The organism is Streptomyces melanogenes (assembly GCF_014649795.1).
GTDB lineage: Bacteria > Actinomycetota > Actinomycetes > Streptomycetales > Streptomycetaceae > Streptomyces > Streptomyces noboritoensis.
This window is the reverse complement of the sequence record NZ_BMTS01000006.1, coordinates 184,922-207,654: the sequence shown is the minus strand read 5'-3', so window position 1 is coordinate 207,654 and position 22,733 is coordinate 184,922. Positions and strand designations below refer to the sequence as shown.

General features: G+C 70.9%; 20 protein-coding genes. 7 read left to right on the top strand and 13 right to left on the bottom strand.

The window, feature by feature from the left end:
* The first annotated feature begins 7 nt into the window (after positions 1–7).
* Positions 8–847, top strand: coding sequence for a transglutaminase-like domain-containing protein (locus IE252_RS15545; RefSeq protein WP_190089989.1), 840 nt, complete (start codon positions 8–10; stop codon positions 845–847).
* 52 nt (positions 848–899) lie between these two features.
* Here the strand turns inward: IE252_RS15545 and IE252_RS15540 are convergent, their stop codons facing one another.
* The 8 genes from IE252_RS15540 to IE252_RS15505 form a co-directional block, all read right to left on the bottom strand.
* Positions 900–1,505 carry a response regulator transcription factor gene (locus tag IE252_RS15540; RefSeq protein ID WP_190089988.1) on the bottom strand — a complete coding sequence of 202 codons (606 nt, stop codon included), beginning with the start codon at positions 1,503–1,505 and terminating at the stop codon, positions 900–902.
* A 250-nt stretch (positions 1,506–1,755) separates the two neighbouring features.
* A complete protein-coding gene (locus IE252_RS15535) occupies positions 1,756–2,916 on the bottom strand; it encodes a sensor histidine kinase (protein WP_190090181.1) in 1,161 nt (386 codons plus the stop codon).
* Between the two features lie 5 nt (positions 2,917–2,921).
* Positions 2,922–3,662, bottom strand: coding sequence for an ABC transporter permease (locus IE252_RS15530; RefSeq protein ID WP_190089987.1), 741 nt, complete (start codon positions 3,660–3,662; stop codon positions 2,922–2,924).
* Positions 3,659–4,582, bottom strand: a complete 924-nt coding sequence (locus IE252_RS15525) for an ABC transporter ATP-binding protein (RefSeq protein ID WP_190089986.1) — start codon at positions 4,580–4,582, stop codon at positions 3,659–3,661. The genes IE252_RS15530 and IE252_RS15525 overlap by 4 nt, the downstream gene beginning before the upstream one ends.
* A gap of 161 nt (positions 4,583–4,743) precedes the next feature.
* Positions 4,744–6,789, bottom strand: coding sequence for a peptidoglycan binding domain-containing protein (locus IE252_RS15520; RefSeq protein WP_190089985.1), 2,046 nt, complete (start codon positions 6,787–6,789; stop codon positions 4,744–4,746).
* Between the two features lie 183 nt (positions 6,790–6,972).
* On the bottom strand, positions 6,973–7,377 hold the full coding sequence (locus tag IE252_RS15515) for a DUF6113 family protein (protein WP_229848387.1): 405 nt from the start codon (positions 7,375–7,377) through the stop codon (positions 6,973–6,975).
* Positions 7,374–8,264, bottom strand: coding sequence for an N-acetyl-1-D-myo-inositol-2-amino-2-deoxy-alpha-D-glucopyranoside deacetylase (gene mshB / locus IE252_RS15510; protein ID WP_190089984.1), 891 nt, complete (start codon positions 8,262–8,264; stop codon positions 7,374–7,376). Before mshB ends, IE252_RS15515 begins: the two co-directional genes overlap by 4 nt.
* A gap of 76 nt (positions 8,265–8,340) precedes the next feature.
* Entirely contained in the window at positions 8,341–8,535 is a 195-nt protein-coding gene (locus tag IE252_RS15505; RefSeq protein WP_101389912.1) for an SH2 domain-containing protein, read from the bottom strand.
* A gap of 202 nt (positions 8,536–8,737) precedes the next feature.
* Here IE252_RS15505 and IE252_RS15500 point away from each other — a divergent pair, with 202 nt between their 5' ends.
* Positions 8,738–10,867 carry a prolyl oligopeptidase family serine peptidase gene (locus tag IE252_RS15500; RefSeq protein WP_190089983.1) on the top strand — a complete coding sequence of 710 codons (2,130 nt, stop codon included), beginning with the start codon at positions 8,738–8,740 and terminating at the stop codon, positions 10,865–10,867.
* A 26-nt stretch (positions 10,868–10,893) separates the two neighbouring features.
* Here IE252_RS15500 and IE252_RS15495 read toward each other — a convergent pair whose 3' ends face one another.
* Positions 10,894–11,955, bottom strand: a complete 1,062-nt coding sequence (locus IE252_RS15495) for a hypothetical protein (protein WP_190089982.1) — start codon at positions 11,953–11,955, stop codon at positions 10,894–10,896.
* 444 nt (positions 11,956–12,399) lie between these two features.
* On the opposite strand from IE252_RS15495, the gene IE252_RS15490 reads away from it, so the two are divergent.
* The 5 genes from IE252_RS15490 (at position 12,400) to IE252_RS15470 (ending at position 18,575) form a co-directional block, all read left to right on the top strand.
* The gene (locus IE252_RS15490) at positions 12,400–13,428 is read left to right on the top strand and encodes an ABC transporter permease (RefSeq protein ID WP_190089981.1); all 1,029 of its coding nucleotides are present in this window, start codon (positions 12,400–12,402) and stop codon (positions 13,426–13,428) included.
* A gap of 28 nt (positions 13,429–13,456) precedes the next feature.
* Positions 13,457–15,238, top strand: a complete 1,782-nt coding sequence (locus IE252_RS15485) for an ABC transporter substrate-binding protein (protein ID WP_190089980.1) — start codon at positions 13,457–13,459, stop codon at positions 15,236–15,238.
* Between the two features lie 64 nt (positions 15,239–15,302).
* The gene (locus IE252_RS15480) at positions 15,303–16,280 is read left to right on the top strand and encodes an ABC transporter permease (protein WP_190089979.1); all 978 of its coding nucleotides are present in this window, start codon (positions 15,303–15,305) and stop codon (positions 16,278–16,280) included.
* A 64-nt stretch (positions 16,281–16,344) separates the two neighbouring features.
* On the top strand, positions 16,345–17,412 hold the full coding sequence (locus IE252_RS15475) for an ABC transporter ATP-binding protein (protein WP_190089978.1): 1,068 nt from the start codon (positions 16,345–16,347) through the stop codon (positions 17,410–17,412).
* A gap of 26 nt (positions 17,413–17,438) precedes the next feature.
* Positions 17,439–18,575 carry an ABC transporter ATP-binding protein gene (locus tag IE252_RS15470; protein ID WP_190089977.1) on the top strand — a complete coding sequence of 379 codons (1,137 nt, stop codon included), beginning with the start codon at positions 17,439–17,441 and terminating at the stop codon, positions 18,573–18,575.
* Between the two features lie 195 nt (positions 18,576–18,770).
* Here the strand turns inward: IE252_RS15470 and IE252_RS15465 are convergent, their stop codons facing one another.
* From IE252_RS15465 to IE252_RS15450, 4 genes are read right to left on the bottom strand one after another with little or no spacing between them, the layout of a single operon-like run.
* Positions 18,771–19,799, bottom strand: a complete 1,029-nt coding sequence (locus IE252_RS15465; RefSeq protein ID WP_190089976.1) for an ABC transporter ATP-binding protein — start codon at positions 19,797–19,799, stop codon at positions 18,771–18,773.
* A complete protein-coding gene (locus IE252_RS15460) occupies positions 19,792–20,766 on the bottom strand; it encodes an ABC transporter ATP-binding protein (protein WP_190089975.1) in 975 nt (324 codons plus the stop codon). The genes IE252_RS15465 and IE252_RS15460 overlap by 8 nt, the downstream gene beginning before the upstream one ends.
* Positions 20,767–20,779: 13 nt before the next feature.
* Positions 20,780–21,799 carry an ABC transporter permease gene (locus IE252_RS15455; RefSeq protein WP_190089974.1) on the bottom strand — a complete coding sequence of 340 codons (1,020 nt, stop codon included), beginning with the start codon at positions 21,797–21,799 and terminating at the stop codon, positions 20,780–20,782.
* Positions 21,792–22,715 (bottom strand): ABC transporter permease, encoded by a 924-nt coding sequence (locus IE252_RS15450; protein WP_190089973.1) that lies wholly within the window; start codon positions 22,713–22,715, stop codon positions 21,792–21,794. The genes IE252_RS15455 and IE252_RS15450 overlap by 8 nt, the downstream gene beginning before the upstream one ends.
* Positions 22,716–22,733: the final 18 nt, after the last annotated feature.

Genomic DNA, 22,733 nt, shown 5'->3' with positions numbered 1-22,733 from the left:
GGCGGTTATGGACCCCGAAAGCCCCGGCGCCGAGGACTGGCGGCGGCAGTTCACCGAGGAGGCCCGGGCCGAGCGGCCGGACCTCGCGACGCTGTGCCTGCTGATCGGCGCGGTGGCCGATCCGGAGCTCGGGCAGCGGGGTCTGGACGACGCCCAGATGGAGCTGGACCGGCTCGCGGGCCAGCTGCCGTACGGCGTCGACGGGGCCCGCGCCTGGGCGCTGGCGCTGGCCGAACTCCTCGGTCACCGCTGTGAGTTCCGGGGCGCCCCGGCCGAGTACCAGCGGCTGGAGTCCTCGCTCCTGCCGGAGGTCCTGCGCCGCCGCCGGGGCCTGCCGATCCTGCTGTCGGTGGTCTGGATGGAGGTGGCCCGCCGGGCCGGGGCGCCGGTGTACGGGGTGGCCCTGCCCGGCCACTTCGTGGTGGGCTTCGGGCGCCCGGAGGAGCGGGTGCTCGCGGATCCGTTCGACGGGGGCAGGCCGTTGACGGGTGCGGACGCGGAGCTGCTTGTGGCCGGGGCCACCGGCGCCCCGCTCGACCCTTCGATGCTCACCCCGGCCGATCCGCTGGCGATCGTGCTGCGCATCCTCAACAACATCCGCGCCTGGGCGGCGGCCCGCCCGGAGCAGAGCGCGGTCGCCCTGTGGGCGCTCGACCTCTCCCTGCTGCTGCCCACCCACCCGGCCCGGCTGCGCTACGACCGGGCCCAACTCCTGGTCCAGCGCGGCGACTTCCTCGCGGGGGCGGCGGAACTCGACCTGTACGCGGACGTGCTGGAACCGGTGGAACCCCGTACGGCGGAGACGATCCGGGGGCGGGCGCGGGCGGCGCGGGCGATGCTGAACTGACGCCGGGCGCGTAGGAGTCCTGCGGGAATCCCGTAGGAGCCCCCTGGGAGTCCTACAACCAGCCCTTTTCCCGGGCGATCCCCACCGCCTCCGCCCTGTTGCGGGCCGCGAGCTTCTGGATGGCCATGGAGAGGTAGTTGCGGACCGTGCCCTGGGAGAGGGAGAGGGTGCGGGCGAGCTCCGCGTTGGTGGCGCCGTTCGCCGCCGCGCGCAGGACGTCCCGCTCGCGGTCGGTCAGCGGGTTCGCGCCCTCCGCGAGCGCGGCGGCGGCCAGCGTCGGGTCGATCACGCGCTCCCCGGCGAGCACCTTGCGCACGGCGGCGGCGAGTTGGGCGGCGGGGGCGTCCTTCACGAGGAAGGCGTCGGCGCCGGACTCCATGGCGCTGCGGAGGTAGCCGGGGCGGCCGAAGGTCGTGAGGATCACGACCTTCAGCTCCGGCAGCTCGCGGTGCAGGGCCGCGGCGGCCTCGATGCCGGTCATGCCGGGCATCTCGATGTCGAGCAGCGCCACGTCGGGGGTGTGGGCGCGGGCCGCGCCCAGCACCTCGTCGCCCCTGGCCACCTGGGCGACCACCTCGAAGTCCGGCTCCAGGCCGAGCAGGGCGGCGAGGGCTTCGCGGACCATGGATTGGTCTTCGGCCAGGAGTAGGCGGATCATGCGGGGATTCTAGGTGCGGGTCTGGCTGCGCCGTCGTTTGGCTGCGGGTTGTGGGTGGCTGGTCGCGCAGTTCCCCGCGCCCCTTTTTGGCCCGGTCTTTGTCTGCGGGTGAGTGGTGGGTTGCTCGCGCAGTTCCCCGCGCCCCTAGAAGCGCCCCTCCGGGCCGCCCAGGGGATTGCCGCGCAGCGGCATTTAAGGGGCGCGGGGAACTGCGCGGCCAGCCGCCACCGGCCCGCGGGCGAACACCGGGCTACAGAAGCGGAACCCTCGCCGTCAGCGTGAAGCCCCTGCCCTTCTGCGCCGACGGTTCCAGCTTGCCGTTCACCTCCGACAGGCGTTCCGCCAAGCCCGTCAGGCCGTTGCCCGGGGTTGCGGCGGACGCGCCGCGGCCGTCGTCCGCGATCTTCAGTTCCAGGAAGCGGCCGTCCAGGGTCTGGAACACCCCGAGGGTGATCACGCACTTGCGGGCGCCGCTGTGGCGGACCACGTTGGTGACCGCCTCGCGGACCACCCAGGCCAGGGCCTCCCCCGCGCCCGGGGGCAGGCCGGGCGGGAGTTCGGCCGTCACCGGCAGGTCCGCCGCCACCCCCGCCGCCGTCAACGCGGTGCGCGCGCCCGCCAGTTCCCCGGGGAGGGTCGCGCGGCGGTAGCCGGTGACCGCTTCCCGTACGTCCACCAGGGCCTGGCGGCTGACCTGTTCGATGTCGGCGACCTGCTGGGCCGCCTGGTCGGGGCGGTCGGGGAGCATCCGGCCCGCCAGCTCGCTCTTGAGCGTGATCAGGGAGAGCGAGTGGCCGAGCAGGTCGTGCAGGTCGCGGGCGAGCCGCAGGCGCTCCTCGTTGGCCGCCAGCTGGGCCACGGTCGCGCGGGCCTGGCGCAGTTCCACGGTCGTACGGACCAGATGCCGCACGCCCGTCATGGCGAAGCCGCCGAGCAGGGCCGGGATCGCCAGGCCCGGCACGAAGTCGCCCCAGTCGCCCTTGGTGGTCAGGCCGATCAGGGCCATCGCGGCCGTCGCGCCCGGGATCGCCCAGCGCGCGAGCGGCAGCGGCAGCACCGCCCCGCAGCCGACCGACACGTACACGAAGAGCACCAGCCAGGGCGCGGCCAGGGTCAGCGAGGTGACCACCGCGATGCCGGTGAGGAAGACCAGCATCGAGGCGACCGTGGCGCGGGCGAAGGGGCGGGCGGTGTGCCGGAAGACCAGGGCCAGGTAGACCGCGACGAACGCCACCAGGGCGAGCCAGCCGAGCGCGGTCGCCCACGCCGTGTGCTCGCGCTTGAGGAGGTCGGACACGGGGGCGCCGAGGAACGCCAGCCAGATGCCGATCCACAGCAGCTTGCGCAGCGCCTCCTGGCGGTTCTCCGGCGGGCGGCCGATCGCGGCCACGGGCTTGTGGTCTTCCGTCACGCTCGTCACGCCTTCAGGGTGTCCTTCCGGTACAGCCAGGCCGCGCCGCCCGCGAACAGCAGGAAGTAGGCGGCGAGGACGGCCACGTCCTTGGCATCCGGGGCGTTGCCCGCCTCGATGGCCTGCCCGAGCGCAGCGTACGCGTGGGTGGGCAGCCACTTGGCGAGCGACTGGAGCCAGGGCGCGAACGTCGTCGTCGGCATCCACAGGCCGCCCAGGATGGACAGGCCGAAGTAGATGATCATCGTGATCGGGCGGACCGCGTCACCGCTGGCGAGGTAGCCGATGGCCACGCCGAGCGCGGCGAAGCAGAGCGAGCCGGCCCAGATGGCGCCGGTCAGCGCCAGCCACTGCCAGGCGTCGAACCGCACGTCCTTGACGGTCGCCGCGACCAGGAAGACCACCACGATGCAGGGCAGGGTGACCACGGCGGCGCTGGCGATCTTCGCCAGCACGTAGCCGCGGCCGGGCAGCGCGGTCAGCCGCAGCTGGCGCACCCAGCCCTTCTCGCGCTCCTTGGCGATCTTCTCGCTGTTGCCCATCAGGACGGCGGTGATCGCGCCGAACGAGGCCATCGAGACCATGAAGAAGGCCGGGAAGGTCAGATCGGTGCCGCCGATCTTGTCCGTGGTGTTCTGCGAGCCGGAGATCAGCAGATAGAGCGCGGAGGGGTAGATCACCGAGAAGAACATGAACTTCTTGTTCCGCAGGGTGCGGGTGATTTCGAGCTTGATCAGCGTGTTCATGCGGTCCTGGCCTCCTCGGCCTCGGTGATGGCGACGAAGGCCTGCTCCAGGCCGAGGCCCGCGACTTCGAGGTTGCGGGGGTACAGGCTCAGCCCGTAGAGCGCGTGGACGGTGGCGTCGGCGTCGGTGGACTGGAGGCGGACCGTGCGGCCCGAGACGTCGAACGAGGTCAGGAAGGGCAGCTCGCGCAGCACGCCCTCGTCGATGGCGCCCTCCAGGTCGAAGGCGATCCGGCGGGCGCCGGCCTTCGCCTTGATCTCGGACGCGGTGCCGTCGGCGAGCAGCCGGCCCTTGTGCAGGACCAGGACGCGGTCCGCGATCGCGTCCGCCTCCTCCAGGTAGTGGGTGGCGAACAGGACCGTACGGCCCTGCTGCGCCTGCTCGCGCATGGTCGCCCAGAACGCCTGGCGGGCGGTGACGTCCATGCCGGTGGTCGGCTCGTCCAGGACGATCAGGTCGTTGGCGCCGGCGGTGGCGAGCGCGAAGCGGACGCGCTGCTCCTGGCCGCCGGAGAGCTTGTTGACCGTCCGGTCGGCGATCTGCGCGATGCCCGCGCGGTCCAGGACCTCCTCGACGGGGTGCGGACGCGGGTGCAGGTCGCAGGCGAGCTTCACCAGCTCGCGGACCTTGACCTCCTCCATCAGACCGCCGCTCTGGAGCATCGCGCCGACCCGGCCGTCCTTGATGGCCTGCTCGGGCGTGGTGCCGAAGAGGCGCACGGCGCCCGAGTCGGCGCCCCGCAGCCCGAGCAGCAGGTCGAGCGTGGACGACTTGCCCGCGCCGTTCGGCCCGAGCAGCGCGACCGTCTCGCCGGGGTGCAGCTCCAGGGAGAGGTCGGCGACGGCGTGGACGTCGCCGTAGCTCTTGCTCACGTGCGCGAAGCTCACCACGGAAGTGGAGGTGGAGGTGGTTGTGGTCATGCCCCAAGGTTCGCCCGCGGGGCCGTGGCGGGGGCAGTGCCGGGTGTCGTGGGTGTCGGATGACAGATGTCATGCGGACGGCATGACACGGCCCCCGTACACGTGGGGCGTACGGGGGCCGGGTGCGGAACCGCAGGTCAGCTCGGGTTCGGACCGACCGGTCAGCTCGGGTTCAGGGCGATCGTCACGCTGCGCTCCGCCGGGGTCTTGCCGCGCAGGGCGCCCTGCATCGCCTTGGCCACGTCGTCGGCCGTCAGCTGGTGCTTCTGGCCGTCACCCTTGGTGATCATCACCCCGTTGAAGGTGCTGCCCATGAGCTGCTCGATGGCCTTCTTGTCGTAGACCTCGACCAGCTTGCCCTCGATCGGCTTCATCGAAAGGATCTTCGGGAGCGACTTCTGCGGGCCGAAGTTGATCTGCTTGCCGCCCGCCTTGACGGTGATCAGGTTGGACATCGCGGGCTTGGCGAACTCGTTCATCGCCCGGTCGATCTCGGCCTGGGTGACGGTCGGCTGGCGGGCGGCGACCGGCAGCTGCACCTCGTTGGGCTTGCCAGTCTCGACCTGCGCCCGGTAGGCGTCCTTGACCGAGATCATCGAGCGGTTGACGTCGAGCGACTTGCCCGCCTTGCCGGGTACGGCCACGGCCTTGCCCGGGACGAACTTGATCGTGCCCTCGACCGCCGAGCCCGAGGCGCCCGCCAGGTCGGTCAGCGCCACGCCCAGCTTCTCCTCGTCGACCGGGATGACCGGCTCGGCGACGCGCTTGCCGCCGAAGAGCGAGGAGATCACGGAGACCGGGTTGTAGTCGCTGCCCGCCGCGTTGCGCACGGTCGCCTGGCCGTCGAAGGTGAGGCCCGCCTTGTCCGGCGCGAGCGTCTCCTTCTTGCCGTCGACGGTGAGCCGCAGCGGCTGGGCCGCGCGCTTGCCGAGCGTGGCGTCGAGCTTGGCGACGGCCTGCTCCTTGCTGCCGCCACCGATGTCGACGCCCAGGACCGTGGTGCCCTTGGGGACCTCGGAGTGGTTGAGCAGCAGACCCGCGCCGTACGCGACACCGGCGAGCACGAAGGCCGCGACGCCGAGCAGGACCAGCTTGGAGCGGCCCTTCTTCTTGGCGGGCGCGGACGGGGTCGTACGGGCCGGGGCGGGCGGCTCCTCCGCCGCGCGCGGCCCGTCCGGAAGCCGCGGCGTGAGGTCGGGACCCGTGCCGCCGGGCGCGAACGCGGAACGGTTCTCCGCCGGTACGACGGGGATCCCGCTGGTCAGCGTGTCCCCCGAGACATGCCCGGCCGGCGGGGCCGCGTTGCCCCCACCGCTTCCGGCCCCCGGCACCGGGGCAGGTGCCTGCGGGGTCAGGATCGCCGTGTCGTCGGACATCCGGGGCACGGGCGGCGCCACGGGCCCGGGCCGCCCGCCCTGGGCGCCCAGGACCGGGGTGCCGTGACTCGGCGTACCGCTGGGACCTTGCGCACCCAGGACCGGGGTCCCGTGGCTCGGGGTGCCCTGCGGGCCGGCGGGCGCGCCGCCGAGCCGCTGCTGGCCCTTGCGGCTGCCGACCGGGCGGGTGGGCAGCGCGGCGGTGCCGGTGACCGGGCCGGTGGTGGGCCCGGCGGGGCCGCCGTTCCCGGCGAGCGCGGAGCGGGCCGAGCCGTTGGCGGAGGCGGTGCCGGGGCGGAAGCCGTCGGCCTCGGGGGCGGGGGCGGGGGCGAAGCCGTTGGCGCCGTTGCTCTCCGGCCGCGCGAAGGAACCCGTGGCCGAGCCGTCGGCGGGCGCGCTCTGCGGGCCGTCCGAGAAGTACGGGAGGTTCTGGCGCGGCGTGCCGGACGGCGGGGTCGCGCCGGAGCCCGCCTTGCGGGGCGCGAACCAGTCGCTGGCCGGCTTGTCCTCGCCCGCGGGCGCGGCGGCCGCGGCCGCCTCCTGGGCCTCGGCGGCCTGCGCGCGCTCGCTCTCGGCGGCGGACGCCTTGTCGGCGTCGCTGACCGGCGTTCTCATCACGACCGGCGGGATGGGCCGGGACCCGGGGATGTTGATCCGGATCCGCGTCGTCAGCGTGGTCTCGGTCTTCGGCTCGTCCGGCTCGGCGACGGCGGCTTCCGGGGCGTCGTGCGCCGGAGAGTGCGGCGTTCCGTACGGCGGGGTACCCGACGGGTACGCAGCTCCGCCGCGCCCCTGGGGGCCGGAGGTCGAACTGTCAGTTTCACGACTCAAGGCAGGTTCTCTCCCGATCGGCTCCGCCACCCGCTCTTGTCTCGAATTCCTCTGTGCGGGCGGCTCGGCGGCGCGCACCACCATACTGGCCGTCGCGGGGAAGCACCGGACGGCCCGGGGAAGCGGGGCACCACACCCTGTACTGCGCCACCGCGACCGCGCACGTCACTTGCCAAGTCGGAGCTAATCGCGGGGCGGTTGCACCAGGACGCCGACCGTGGCACAGATCACAGCCGCGGCCATCCCGCCGAGCAGGAAGACGTACGAACCCAGTCCCGCGCCGAAGACGAAGTCGCCTTCGGGCCGGGTGGCGGTCAGGAACAGCACGGCAACCAGCCATCCGGCGCCCGCCGCACCGACCCCGCCCCGGCTGCTCGTCAGGTTGGTACCGACGTAGAACAGTCCGGCCGCGGCGGCAAGCGAGAGCAGCAACCCGCCGGGGAACCAGGCGGCTTGGACGAGCGCGCCCGCGGCCCCGGTGAGCGCGCCGAGCACGAACAGGCCCAGGAAGGCGGCGATCCGCCCGGGGCGGGCGCCCGCCGTACGGGAGTTGACGGACGGACCGGACGTACGGGACGAAGTACTCATCGGGCGTCCACCCCCGCGAACAGGTCGTGCTCGCGCTCTCCGGCCGGGGCGCCGGACTCGCCGTCGACCAACTCGTAGTACTCGACCGAGAAGAGCGGCTGGCCCAGGTCGTTGGAGAGCGCGAAGAACGGGCCGTCCACGGCGATCTGCGTGACGTGCGCGCGCATCGCGGCGGCCTTGGCCCCGGCGTGGGCGGCGCCGTCGATCTCGGCGGTGATCCGGTCGTCCTCGACGACACCTGGCACGTCGGCGACGTCGGCGATCCCGGGGAAGGAGGCCCCGGAGGCGCGCAGCCGGGCGAACCCGGCCTCGGCCACCGAGCGGGGCACCCGGTTCCAGTACGTCTTGGCGACGGTGTGCGGCTCCCCGAGGTCGGGGCGGTAAGTGGGTTCGGCGGCCAGTTCGGCGGCGCGCATCGCGACCCGGTGGGCCTGGATGTGGTCGGGGTGGCCGTACCCGCCGTTCGGGTCGTACGTCACCAGGACCTGCGGGCGGACCTCGCGGATCACCTCGACCAGGTGCGGGGCCGCGTCGTCCACGTCGGTGTTCCAGAAGGCGCCCGGGCGGCGGTTCTGCTCCACGCCCATCATCCCGGAGTCGCGGAAGCGGCCGGGGCCGCCGAGGAAGCGGTGGTCGGTGACCCCCAGCTCCTTCATCGCGGCCGCGAGTTCGCCGACGCGGTGGGCGCCGAGGCGGTCGTCGCGGTCGGCGGCGAGGTGCGCCAGATCGGCCGGGATGACCTCGCCCTCCTCGCCGAGGGTGCAGGTCACCAGCGTGACCAGCGCGCCTTCGGCGGCATAGCGGGCCATGGTGGCGCCGTTGTTGATCGACTCGTCGTCGGGGTGGGCGTGCACCAGGAGCAGCCGCCGGGCGGGGAGGTCCGTCATACGGGACAGCCTACGAGGCATGCCGCGCGGCGGCATGCCTCGGATCCCCCGGCCGCGCCGGGCGGTGGCGCGACCGTCAGAACTTGATGTCGCTGATCATGCCCGCGACGTTGTTGGAGAGGTCGTTGATGGTGGGGGCCATGGACGAGCTGGCGAGGTAGAAGCCGAGCAGAGTGCAGACCACCGCGTGTCCGGCCTTCAGCCCGGACTTCCTGACCAGCAGGAAGACGATGATCGCCAGCAGCACCACCGCCGAAATCGAGAGTGCCACGGCGGTTCACCTCCATCTGTCGGTCGGGCAGAGCCAGTCGGTAGGGGCAGAGCAGCGTGCCAGGGGGCATGCAGAGTCATACCCACCCCCCACTATGGATCATAACTATCCGGCGGAACGCATTGATCGGTGCACGGGCGCACAAGGGGCGCACACCCCCCACGTACGAGCAGGTGCGGACGGGTGCCGCTAGGTTCGCCCCATGACCTCAATTGCCCCCGGAAAGACCTCGTTTCCCCGTCAGTACGCCAGGACCCAGCGCTTCACGCTCGGTGCGCCCCGCGCCTTCTCGGTGGCCCCGGACGGCAGCCGGGTGGCCTTCCTGAGGGCGCCAGGGGGTACGGATCCGGCCAACAGCCTCTGGGTGCTCGATCTGGCGGACGGCGCGCGCGAACGGCTCGCGGCGGACCCCCGGGCGCTCCTCGGCGGTGCCTCCGAGGAGCTCTCGGAGGAGGAGAAGGCGCGGCGCGAGCGCAGCCGCGAAGGTGGTGCCGGCATCGTCGGCTACGCGACGGACGCGGCGGTGGAGCTGGCCGTGTTCGCGCTCTCGGGCCGGCTGTTCACGGCCGAGCTGCGGGCCGGGACCACCCGTGAACTCCCCGTTCCCGGCCCGGTGATCGACCCGAGGCCCTCGCCGGACGGCCGTCTGGTGGCCTATGTGGCGCGGGGCGCCCTGCGGGTCACCGGGGCGGACGGCGAGGGCGACCGGGCGCTGGCCGAGCCGGAGTCGCCGGAGATCACCTACGGGCTCGCGGAGTTCATCGCGGCCGAGGAGATGGACCGCCCGCGCGGCTACTGGTGGTCCCCCGACGGGGACGCCCTGCTCGTGGCGCGGGCCGACGAGAGCCCCGTACGGCGCTGGTGGATCTCCGACCCGGCCAACCCCGACCGCGAGCCGCAGCGGGTCGCCTACCCGGCGGCGGGCACGCCCAACGCCGAGGTCCGGCTGTTCCTGTACGGGCTCGACGGCTCCCGGACCGAGGTCGTCTGGGACCGGGTGCGCTACCCGTATCTGGCGCGGGTGCACTGGTCGGCGGCGGGGGCGCCGCTGCTCCTGGTGCAGGCCCGGGACCAGCGGGTGCAGCTGCACCTGACCGTGGACACCGCCTCCGGGACGACCCGGACCGTCCACGCGGACGAGGACGCGGTGTGGCTCGATCTTTTCCCCGGCGTCCCGGCCTGGGCGCCGGACGGACGGCTGGTGCGGATCGCGGACGAGGGCGGGGCGCGCGTGCTCGCGGCGGGCGACCGTCCGCTGACCGGAGGGCAGCTGCAGATCCGGGCCGTGCTCGACATCGGGGACGACGACATCCTGGTCTCGGCGTCGGCCGGCGAGGCGGCCCGTGCCCCCGAAACCGGCGAGATCCATGTGTACCGGGTCAACGAGCTGGGTATCGAGCGGGTTTCGGAGGGTGCCGGGGTGCACTCGGCGGTCCGGGGCGGACCGGTGACGGTTCTCACTTCGGCCCGTCCGGACAGCCCGGGCACCACGGTCCGGGTCGAGCGGGACGGCAAGACGGTCGCGGTGGTCGACTCGTACGCGGAGACTCCCGTGCTCACGGCCCGGGTCCGGCTGACCGAGGGGGGCGCACGGCGGATCCCATGCGCCGTACTGCTCCCCACCGACTACTCGGAATCGGACGGTCCCCTTCCCGTGTTGATGGACCCGTACGGCGGCCCCCACGGCCCGCGGGTCTACGCCGCCCACAACGCCCATCTCACCTCGCAGTGGTTCGCGGACCAGGGGTTCGCGGTGATCGTGGCCGACGGGCGCGGCGCCCCCGGCCGCTCCCCCGGCTGGGAGAAGGCGATCCGGGACGACTTCACGCTCACCCTCGACGACCAGATCGAGGCGCTGCACGGCCTCGCGGGCGCCTTCCCGCTGGATCTGGGCCGGGTGGCGATGCGCGGCTGGTCCTACGGCGGCTATCTGTCGGCGCTCGCGGTGCTGCGCCGCCCCGACGTCTTCCACGCGGGGATCGCGGGCGCGCCGGTGACCGACTGGCGGCTCTACGACACCCACTACACCGAGCGCTACCTCGGCGACCCGCAGGGCAGCCCTTCGGTGTACGAGGCGAACTCGCTGGTCACCGACTCCGGGCTGTCCCAAGTGGCCGAGCAGCACCGGCCGTTGATGCTCATCCACGGTCTGGCGGACGACAACGTGGTGGCCGCGCACACCCTGCGGCTCTCCTCGGCCCTGCTCGCCGCCGGACGCCCCCACGAGGTGCTGCCGCTGACGGGCGTGACGCACATGACCCCGCAGGAGCAGGTGGCGGAGAACCTCCTGCTGCTCCAAGTGGACTTCCTGAAGCGCTCGTTGGGGATCTGAGCCCCGCCCTCCGCCGCCCGCGCACCTCACCAGCCGGGCGGCGGGGAGGACGGCGGCGGGGGCGACCCGAAGCCCTGGGGCGGCGGGCCGAAGCCGCCGGGGCTGTCCTGCGGCCCCTGGGGCGGGTGGGGCGCGTACGGCGGGTAGGCCGGGGACCACGGCGTCCCGGGCACGCCCGCCGGGTCCTCGGGGCCGCGCCGGGCGAGCACCGGGATCAGGGCGAGACCGGCGGCCACTTGGAAGAACCACGTCACGACCTGGAGCTGGGCGCTGGTCTCCAAGTCCCCGAAGTGGTCGAGCAGTTCGAACCGTACGGCCAGCGAGATCCCGATGGCGCCGGAGGAGGCGAGGAAGGCGGCCGCCACCAGGCCGAGCGGCCGTACGTAGACGGCTCGCGCCAGGCCGCCGCCCGCGGCCGTCAGGGCGATCGCCGCGAGGACGAGGGACGCCCAGCCGCCGGGCATCCACAGCAGCGGCAGGTGCTTGCCGGTGAACCGCGTCTCGTAGACGTCGCCGGGCAGTTCCACGGCCCAGTAGATCTCCCAGGCCACCGCCACCAGACCGGCCGCGCCGAGCAGCAGGAACGCGGTGGTCCCGGCGCCCGCGCCGGGCCTGGCCCGCGGCCTCGGTCCGGGGGCGGCGTCGGGTCTGCGTCCGGCGGCGGCCGTGATCACCAGGGCGAGCCCGGCCGCGAGCGCCGCGAAGGTGCTGAGCAGGGCCCGCCGGCGCAGGTCGTGCAGGGCGGTCGTGTCCGTCCAGTCGTCGTGCAGCACCCACAGCGAGGAGACCCGCAGCGCCGCGGTGACCGCGCCGACACTGCACAGCACGGCCGCGGCGGACGGCGAGCGGGGCACCACCGCCGCCGCCACCGCGTAGACCACGAGCAGGACCGGGTCGAGGATGCCGGTGGTCAGCGGGGCGCGGCCGCCGCGCTTGGGCGCGCCGGTCCAGAACCACCACAGGTCGCCCATGCTGCGGGCGGCGTGGATGTCGCGGGCGATCCAGGCGGCCGCGAGCAGCGCGAGGAAGGCACACAGGAGTGCCCCGGTCAGTCTGGCTCCGGCCGTGAGTGTCTGTGGCTGCGTCATGCCCCTTGCCGTCCCCCCGGTTGGCGTGGCGAGCGCCTGCTCGGGCGAATCTTCCACCCGGGGTGCTCGGATGGACAAGAGGGGTGCGTGGCCCGGGCGTGGCGCGGGCGGCCGACCGGGGCGACTGAGTGCCCCGGCCGGCCTACGGCACCCGCACGGCCGTACGGTGTTCAGCGTGACGCGTTCGTATATCGGTGTTGCGTCAGTCAAGTTGCCTGCTTGTTAACGAAATTGATGGGCATTTATGGAGTCATGTCGCCCGCTCCACTGCCCTGTCAAGCACGCAGTCGCCTCGATGTGCGAAATCTTGTGCCAAGTTCTCCCGTGATCACACACAAGCATGCTCAAACCTCTTGACGCACAAGGCCGGGCCCATGAATGTTCCGGTCAATCAATGACGCCTTCGGGCGCCGTTCGACTCTCTCGGTGCGGGGGCTATGCGCGATGACGAGTTCAACCCAGGCCGCCACAGAACCAACTGATCCTCTGCCACCCGGCGGGGATTCCGGAACGGGCACGGGACTGACGGCGACCGAACTCATTGGACGCTCTCCCGGCAGCCTCGCTTGGGCCCGGTTCAAACGCGACCGGGTGGGCATCGCCTGCGCGGTCACGGTGCTCGCCTTCATTCTCATCGCCTTCGCGGCACCCTTGATCGCGAAGCTGTACGGAAAAGATCCTTACCAGCTCTACGGCCAGGACCGCGGGCTGCTGAACAGCTACGGTATTCCGCTGAAGCCCAACGGCGGTGTCGACGGGGACTTCTGGTTCGGCGTCGAACCGAACCTGGGCCGCGATGTGTTCACGCTGTTGATCTACGGGATCCGGACCTCGCTGTTCATCTCGCTGGCGGTCACCGTCGTCTCGGTGGTGACCGGCGTGCTGATCGGCCTGGTCCAGGGCTATCTGCACGGCAAGGTCGACTACTTCCTGGGCCGGTTCTCGGACCTGATGCTGTCGTTCCCGCAGCAGTTGTTCTTCATCGCCTTCACCCCGGTGATCGTCGCGCTGTTCGTCTCGCCCCGGGACGAGGAGCCGACGTACGTGCGGATCGTGGCACTGATCCTGGTGCAGTTCCTGCTCGGGTGGATGGTGGTGGGCCGGCTGGTGCGGGCCCAGGTGCTTTCGCTGCGCGAGCGCGAGTTCATCGAGGCGGCCAGACTCAGCGGCGCCTCGAACTGGCGGATCATCCGCAAGGAAATCCTGCCGAACATCTGGTCGACCGTTCTCGTCCAGGCCACACTCCTGCTTCCGGCCAATGTCACCGCGGAGGCGGGACTTTCCTTTCTGGGCGTCGGTATCCAGCCACCGACCCCGGACTGGGGGCTGCTTTTCCAGTCGGGCGCCTCGTACTTCGAGTCCGACGTCACCTTCATGTTCTTCCCCGGCATCGCGATGCTGATCTTCGTCGTCGCCTTCAACCTGCTCGGGGATTCGGTCCGGGACGCACTCGACCCCAAGACCGTCCGCTGAACGTCCACATCCTGACAGGCAGGGATCAATGAGAATTCGCAAGGCGCGCTACGCCTCCGCGTTTCTGGCGGTGGGGGCTCTGACACTGTCCGCTGCGTGCAGCAGCGGTGGGGCCGACGACGAGAAGAAACCCGCGGGCGACGACAAGAAGGCGTCGGTGCAGAACTTCGGCATCGGCTCCAAGGCCGACTCCACGGGACCCGCGGTGCCCGTCGAGGGCGCCAAGCCGGGCGGTACGGCCTACGACCTGGACCAGGCGGGCTTCGACTATCTGGACCCGGGCCAGCAGTACGTCAGCGACATGCTCTCGCTGCAGCTGCTCTACAACCGCTCGCTGACCGGCTACAAGATCGACGCCAAGACAGGCAAAACGATTCTGGTGGGCGACCTCGCCACCGACACGGGCACCTCGTCGGACGGCGCCAAGACCTGGACGTACACGCTCAAGGACAACCTGAAGTTCGAGGACGGCTCGCCGATCACGTCCAAGGACATCAAGTACGGCATCGAGCGGCTCTTCGCGGACTACCAGACGCAGGGCCCGCAGTACGTCCAGAAGTGGATGCTCGGCGTCGACTACCGCAAGGCCTACAAGGGCCCGTACGACGGCAAGGAGCTGCCCGACACGGTCCTGGCGACGCCCAACGACAAGACCCTCGTCTTCCACTTCAAGGAAGCGCACGCGGACGCCCCGTACGCGATGTCGATGCCGAACGTCTCGCCGGTGCCCAAGGCCAAGGACGACAAGCAGAAGTACAACAACCACCCGGTCGCCTCCGGCCCGTACAAGATCGCGGACTACAAGCCGGGCAAGTCGCTGTCGTTCGTGCGCAACACCAACTGGGACCCCAAGTCCGACCCGATCCGCAACGCCTACCCCGACAAGTGGGAGTTCCAGCTCGGCATCGCCGAGCCGGGCCTCACCAACCGGATGGCCGCCCAGTCCGGACCCGACAAGTACGCCGTGAACATGTCCGGCTCCGCCGACCCGTCGAAGATGCAGACGCTGACGACCGACGCCCAGTACAAGTCGCGGATCGTCAACGAGTACCAGCCGTACGTCGAGGTCATGAACATCAACACCAAGCGGATCACCAACCCCAAGGTCCGCCAGGCGATCATGTACGCCTTCCCGCAGCAGCAGGTGCTCCAGGCCTTCGGCGGCGGCGCGCAGGGCGAGCTCGGCACCACGCTGCTCAGCCCGACGGTGGCCGGCTGGGCGAAGTTCGACCCGTTCGGCAAGCTCGCCAAGCCCATGGGCGACCCGGACAAGGCCCAGGCGCTCCTGAAGGAGGCCGGGGTCGCCACCCCGGTCAAGCTCTCCTACGCGTACGCCAACACCCCGCGCTGGCAGAACGTCTCGCTGACCGTCCAGAAGGCGCTGGAGAAGGCCGGCTTCCAGGTGGAGCGCAAGGCCATCGACCCGACCTCGTACTACACGGTGGTCGGCAAGGTGAACACGCCGTACGACATCTACCGCACCGGCTGGGGCGCCGACTGGCCGAGCGCCTCGACCGTGGTCCCGCCGACCATGGACGGCCGCAACCTCCAGGACGGCACCAACAACTACGCGTTCCTGAACGACCCGAAGGTGAACTCCGAGATCGACCGGATCATGGCGCTCACCGACATCGCCAAGCAGAACGAGGAGTGGCGCAAGCTCTCCGAGTACGTGCTGCAGACCGACACGTCGCAGATCCCGTTCATCTACGACAAGTACTTCAACCTGCACGGCGACGGCCTCGGCGGCGTCACCTACAACCAGGTGTTCGGCACCATCAACCCGAGCACCATCTTCGTGAAGCAGTAGCCGTGGCGGCCCGGTCCCCGGCCCGCCTCACGGGCCGGGGACCGCATACAGACGGAAGAGTCCGATGCTCCGCTTCCTTGTGCGACGACTGCTCGGCGCCGCGGTCATCCTGCTGCTGATCAGCGCCATCACGTACTTCCTCTTCTTCTTCCTGCCCTCCGACCCCGCGCTGCTGTCCTGCGGCAAGAACTGCGACCCGCAGAACGTCGCGCTGATCCGCAAGAACCTGGGGCTCGACCATCCGATCTGGGTCCAGTACTGGCACTTCATGGTGGGCATCTTCGCCGGGCGCGACATGCCCGTCGGGCACTGCCCGGCGCCCTGCTTCGGCTACTCCTTCGCCGACCAGCAGCTGGTGTGGAACACCATCTCCGACCGCTATCCCACGACGCTCTCGCTGGGCGTCGGCGGCGCCGCGATCTTCCTGACCGTCGGCGTGGGCCTGGGCCTGATCTCCGCCTGGCAGCAGGGCAAGCTCTTCGACCGGGTCGCCAGCGCGGCCTCGCTGCTCGGCCAGTCCGTGCAGATCTACTTCATCGGCCCGATCGCGATCCTGCTGCTCTCCACCAAGCTGGACCTGCTCGACCGCGGCCACGACCCGCACTGGACCAGCGACCCGGCGGGTTCCGTGTCGGGACTGCTGCTGCCCTGTCTGATCCTGTCGGTCATCTTCTGGTCCAACTACAGCCGCCAGACCCGGTCGTTGATGGTCGAGCAGATGTCGGAGGACCATATCCGCGCGGCCCGCGCCAAGGGCATGACCTCGCGCTACGTCTTCCTGCGGTACGCGCTGCGCGGGGCGATGGCCACCGTCATCACCATCTTCGGCGTCGACCTCAGCGCGGTGCTCGGCGGCGCGATCATCACCGAGGTCACCTTCGGGCTGCACGGCCTCGGCTCGCTCTCGGTGCAGGCCGTGCTCCGCAGCGACCTGCCGCTGGAGATGGCCGTGATGCTCATCGGCGCCACGATCATCGTCCTCTGCAACATCGTCGTCGACATGGCGTACGCCTTCATCGACCCGCGGATCCGGCTCTCCTGAGCGCGCGCCGACCCCCACGGTCCCGGAACCCCGGGACCCAGGAACCTCCGGAGGAGAACCGTCCGTGAGCACCCTCAGCCAGCCCGCGACGAAGCCGGCCGCCGACGCGTCCCGCGGCTTCCTCTCGGTCCGCGACCTGTACGTCCACTTCGCCACCGAGGACGGCACCGTCAAGGCGGTCGACGGGCTCTCCTTCGACCTGGCGCGCGGCTCGACGCTCGGCATCGTCGGCGAGTCGGGCTCCGGCAAGTCCGTCACCAACCTCGCGGTCCTGGGCCTGCACAACCCGCGCAACACCACGATCCGGGGCGAGATCCTGCTCGACGGGCAGGAGCTGACCGGCGCCTCGGAGCGCAGGCTCTCCCAGCTGCGCGGCAAGAAGATGGCGATGATCTTCCAGGACTCGCTGGCCGCGCTCTCGCCGTACTACACGGTGGGCCGCCAGATCGCCGAGCCGTACATGAAGCACATGGGCGCCTCCCGCAAGGAGGCCCGCGAGCGGGCCGTCCAGATGCTCGGCAAGGTCGGCATCCCGCAGCCCAAGCTGCGGGTCGACGACTATCCGCACCAGTTCTCCGGCGGGATGCGCCAGCGCGCGATGATCGCGATGGCGCTGGTCTGCGACCCGGAGCTGATCATCGCGGACGAGCCGACGACCGCGCTCGACGTGACCGTCCAGGCGCAGATCCTCGACCTGCTCAAGGACCTCCAGCACGAGACCGGCTCCGCGATCATCATCATCACCCACGACCTCGGCGTGGTGGCCAAGACCGCGGACGACGTGATGGTGATGTACGCGGGCCGCTGCGTGGAGCGCGGCACGGTACGGGAGATCATGCGCACCCCGCGCCACCCCTACAGCTGGGGGCTGCTCGGCTCGATCCCCCGGCTCGACTCGCCCGTGGACCTGCCGCTGGTGCCGATCCCGGGGACGCCGCCGAGCCTGCTCGCGCCGCCGCCGGGGTGCCCCTTCCATCCCCGGTGCGCCTTCCCGGACCAGGTCGCGGGCGGCGCGTGCCGCACCGAGCGGCCGGTGATCCCGGAGGACGAGCCGCACGGGGCCGCCTGCCATCTGACACCCCAACAGAAGTCCACCATCTTCGCCGAGCAGATCCGGCCGCGGCTGCGCTGACGCCGACCAGGAGTCGAGAACACATCATGAGCGAACAGCTGAGCCTCACGAAGGTTCCGGGGCCGCGCGACGACGACGGCGGTCCGGAGCCGTCCGCCCCGCTGCTCGAAGTGGCCGGGCTCGTCAAGTACTTCCCGATCACCAGCGGCCTCGTCCTCAGGCGCCACGTCGGGGACGTGCGCGCGGTGGACGGCGTCGACTTCACCATCGGGCAGGGCGAGAGCCTGGGCCTGGTCGGCGAGTCGGGGTGCGGCAAGTCGACCACGGGCCGGCTGATCACGCGGCTGCTCGAACCGACCCGGGGCACCATCACGTACGACGGCCGGGACATCAGCCACGCCTCGCGCAAGGAGCTGGCGCCGATCCGGTCCGAGATCCAGATGATCTTCCAGGACCCGTTCGCCTCGCTCAACCCGCGCCAGACGGTGGGCGACATCATCTCCAACCCGATGGTCGTCAACGGCGTCAATCCGCCGGGCGGCCGGGAGAAGCGGGTGCGGGAGCTGCTTGAGATCGTCGGCCTCAACCCCGAGCACTACAACCGCTTCCCGCACGAGTTCTCCGGCGGCCAGCGCCAACGCATCGGGGTGGCCCGGGCGTTGGGGCTCAAGCCGCGGCTGATCGTGGCGGACGAGCCGGTCTCCGCGCTCGACGTGTCGATCCAGGCGCAGGTGGTCAACCTGCTCCAGAACCTCCAGCGGGAGATGGGGATCGCGTTCCTGTTCGTCGCCCACGACCTGGCGATCGTGCGGCACTTCTCGCAGCGGGTGGCGGTGATGTACCTGGGCCGCATCGTCGAGATCGGCGACCGGGCCTCCATCTACGGCCGGCCCCGCCATCCGTACACGCACGCGCTGCTGTCGGCGGTGCCGGAGGCGGTGGTGGACGACGAGGGCGAGGGCCGCGAGCGGATCCGGCTCGCCGGAGACGTGCCGTCGCCGATCGACCCGCCGTCGGGCTGCCGGTTCCGCACGCGGTGCTGGAAGGCGGCGGAGCGCTGCGCCTCCGAGACGCCGCCGCTGGTACGTCTTGAGGGCAACCGGGAGGGGCATCTGACCGCGTGCCACTTCCCCGAGGAACCGACGGTCGCGGCGCGGGGCGAGGATGTGGTGCTTGATCCTGCGCTTGCCGCGATCGAGGAGGCGACGGATACCACCCATTGACCCGGGCTCCGATGCCTCCGCTCGGGCAGGGCCCGCGTCCGCACACCCCAGTCACCACCGCGGACGTGGGCCTTTGCGTGTGTACGGATCCTTCGTCTGCGGGCCGTCCCCAACTGGTCGCGCAGTTCCCCGCGCATCTCAGGGGCGCGGGGAACTGCGCGACCAGCCATCCACGGTCCGCAGACGAACATCTGGTCACTCCGAAGGAACGACCCGCTTCTCCTCCGCGAAGTGGCAAGCCGAAGGGTGGTGGGCCGGGCCCTCCAGGAGTTGGAAGACCGCCGGGACCGCCAGCTCCGGCACCTCCAGCGTGCACCGCTCCTGCGCCTTCCAGCACCGCGTACGGAACCGGCACCCCGAGGGGATGTTCGCCGGGGACGGGACGTCCCCGGAGAGAATGATCCGCTCGCGGTGCTCCCGCGCCGAAGGATCCGGCACCGGGACGGCCGATAGCAGCGCCTGCGTGTACGGATGCGTCGGGTGGTCGTAGATCTCCGCGTCCCGGCCGATCTCCACGATCCGGCCCAGGTACATCACCCCGACCCGGTCCGAGATGTGCCGCACGATCGACAGGTCGTGCGCGATGAACACGTACGACAGCGAGAACTCGTTCTGCAGGCGCTCCAGCAGGTTCACCACCTGCGCCTGGACCGAGACGTCCAGCGCCGAGACCGGCTCGTCCGCCACGATGATCTCCGGCTGGAGCGCCAGGCCGCGCGCGATGCCGATGCGCTGGCGCTGGCCGCCGGAGAACTGGTGCGGATAGCGGTTGATGTACTCCGGGTTGAGCCCCACCACGTCCAGGAGCTCCTGGACCTTGCGGCGCCGGTCGCCCTTGGGAGCCACCTCGGGGTGGATCTCGTACGGCTCACCGATGATGTCGCCGACCGTCATCCGCGGGTTCAGGGACGTGTACGGGTCCTGGAACACCATCTGGATGTTCCGGCGCACGGACCGCAGCGCCTTGCCGGACATCTTGGTGATGTCCGTGCCTTTGTATTTGATCTGACCCGCCGTGGGACGCTCCAGGTTCACCAGCATCTTCGCGACCGTCGACTTGCCGCAGCCCGACTCCCCGACGATGCCCAGGGTCTCGCCGGCCACCAGGTCGAAGGAGACCCCGTCGACCGCCTTGACCGCGCCGACCTGCTTCTTGAAGAGGATGCCCTGGGTCAGCGGGTAGTGCTTGACGAGGTCGCGCACTTCCAGAATCGCCTCAGCCATTCAGGCACTCCTTCCAGAAGTGGCACGCGCTCCTGCGGCCCTCGGAGACGTTCGCCAGCGGCGGGACGTCCGTACGGCACACGTCCTGCGCCATCGGGCAGCGCGGATGGAAGGCGCAGCCGGACGGGATGTGCATGAGATTGGGCGGCAGGCCCTTGATCGCGTACAGCTCCTGGCCCTTCTGGTCCAGGCGCGGGATCGAGTCGAGCAAGCCGCGCGTGTACGGGTGCGCGGGGGCCTTGTAGATCTCGTGGACCGGGGCCTCCTCCACGATCCGGCCCGCGTACATCACCGCGATCCGGTCCGCGACGTCCGCGACCACCCCCAGGTCGTGGGTGATCAGGATCAGCCCCATGTTCATCTCGCGCTGGAGCTCCGCGAGCAGGTCCATCACCTGGGCCTGGACGGTGACGTCGAGCGCGGTGGTCGGCTCGTCCGCGATGATCAGCGCGGGCTCCAGGGCCATCGCCATCGCGATCATGATGCGCTGGCGCATACCGCCGGAGAACTGGTGCGGATACTGCCCGACCCGCTCCTTGGCCGCCGGGATCCGCACCCGGTCCATCAGCTCGACCGCCTTGGCCTTGGCGTCCGCCCGGGACATCCCCCGGTGCACGGAGTACATCTCGCCGAGCTGCGCGCCCACGCTGAGCACCGGGTTGAGCGAGGACAGCGCGTCCTGGAAGATCATCGCCATCCCGGACCCGCGGATCTTGCGCCGCTCGTCCTCCTTGAGCTTCAGCAGGTCCTGGCCCTGGAAGACGATCTCGCCGCCGGTGATCCGGCCGGGCGGCATGTCCAGGATGCCCATCACGGCCTGCGCGGTCACCGACTTGCCGGAGCCGGACTCGCCGAGCACCGCCAGCGTCTCCCCGGCCGCCACCGAGTAGGTGACCCCGTTGACGGCCTTGGCGATCCCGTCCCGGGTCTTGAACTCGACCTGGAGGTCGCGCACTTCGAGCAGCATGGCGTCCAACTCCTCAGCGCAGCTTGGGGTCGAGGGCGTCGCGCACCGCGTCGCCGAGCATGATGAACGCGAGCACCGTGACCGCCAGCGCCCCGGCCGGCCACAGCAGCATGTGCGGCGCGTTGCGGATGTACTGGGAGGCGGCCGAGATGTCGATGCCCCAGGAGACGGACGGCGGCTTCAGCCCGACGCCGAGGTAGGAGAGCGTGGCTTCGAGCGAGATGTACGTACCGAGCGCGATGGTCGCCACGACGATCACCGGGGCCACCGCGTTGGGCGCGATGTGGCGCAGCAGCATCCGGGAGTTGGTGGCGCCGAGCGCACGGGCCGCCTGGACGTAGTCGTTCTGTTTGGCGGTGATCACCGAGCCGCGCGCGATCCGGGCGATCTGCGGCCAGCCCAGCAGGACCATGAAGCCGATCACCGGCCAGACCGTGGTCGAGGTGACCACGGACAGGAACACCAGACCGCCGAGCACCACCGGGATGCCGAAGAAGATGTCGGTGATCCGGGAGAGCAGCGCGTCCCAGCCGCCGCCGAAGAACCCGGCGAGCCCGCCCAGGACCGAGCCGAAGAGCGCGACCCCGAGGGTGGTGCAGACGCCGACGGTGACCGAGGTGCGGGCGCCGTACACGGTCCGGGTGTAGACGTCGCAGCCCTGGCCGTCGTAGCCGAAGGGGTGGCCGGGCCGGGAGCCCAGCTGGGCCTTGGAGAGGTCGCACTTGAGCGGGTTGCCGGAGGCGATCAGGGACGGCCACAGCGAGATGACGACCAGGAAGAGGATGATCAGGCCGGAGACGATGAAGACGGGGTTGCGCCGCAGGTCCCGCCAGGCGTCGCCCCACAGGCTGCGCGGCTTGCCCGCCGGGCCGGTGCCTTCCGGGCCTCCGGGCGTCCTCTCCAGGGTCGCGCCCTCGCTGATCGCGAGGTCCATCGCGGCGCCGGTGCCGGTCGGGGCGATGGCTCCCTGGCCGACGCCGCCCGCGCCGGTCGCGGAGATCGCGGCACCTTCGTCGAAGTCGGGCTCAGGCATAGCGGATCCTCGGGTCGAGTACGGCGTACAGGAGGTCGACGACGAGATTCGCCACCAGGAACACCAGCACCAGGACGGTCACGAAGCCGACGACGGTCTGGGTGCTCTGGCGCAGGATGCCCTGGTAGAGCTGGAAGCCGACGCCGTGGATGTTGAAGATCCGCTCGGTCACGATCGCCCCGCCCATCAGGGCGCCCACGTCCGTACCGATGAAGGTGACCACCGGGATCAGCGAGTTGCGCAGCAGATGGCGGGTGATCACCCGGTGTCTGGGGAGGCCCTTGGCGACGGCCGTACGGACGTAGTCGGCGCGGGAGTTCTCCGCGATCGAGGTCCGGGTGAGCCGGGTGACGTACGCCAGTGAGACCGAGGCGAGGACCAGGCCGGGGATCAGGAGCTTGTCGAAGGGCGCGTCCGGGGGCACCGAGGGCTTGATCCACTGCCACTCGACGCCGAGCACCAGCTGGAGCACCAGACCGGTGACGAAGGTCGGGATCGCGATGACGACGAGGGTGAGGATCAGCACCGCGGTGTCGATCGGGCGGCCGCGCCGCAGACCGGTGACCACGCCGAGGGTGATGCCGATGACGATCTCGAAGAGGATCGCGATGATCGTGAGCCGGATGGTGACGGGGAAGGCGGTCGACATCAGCTCGGTGACCTTCTGGCCGTTGAACGCGGTCCCGAAGTCACCGGTGAACACGTTCCCCATGTACGTCGCGTACTGCTGCCAGACCGGCTTGTCGAGGCCGAACTCCTGCTTGAGGCGGGTGGCGGTGGCCGGGTCGCACGCCTTGTCGCCGCAGAGGCCGGCGATGGGGTCGCCCATGACGTTGACCATCAGGAAGATCAGCAGCGTGGCACCGAAGAAGACCGGGATCATCTGCAGCAGACGCCGGATCACATAACGTCCCATGAACTGCTCCGAGAGTCT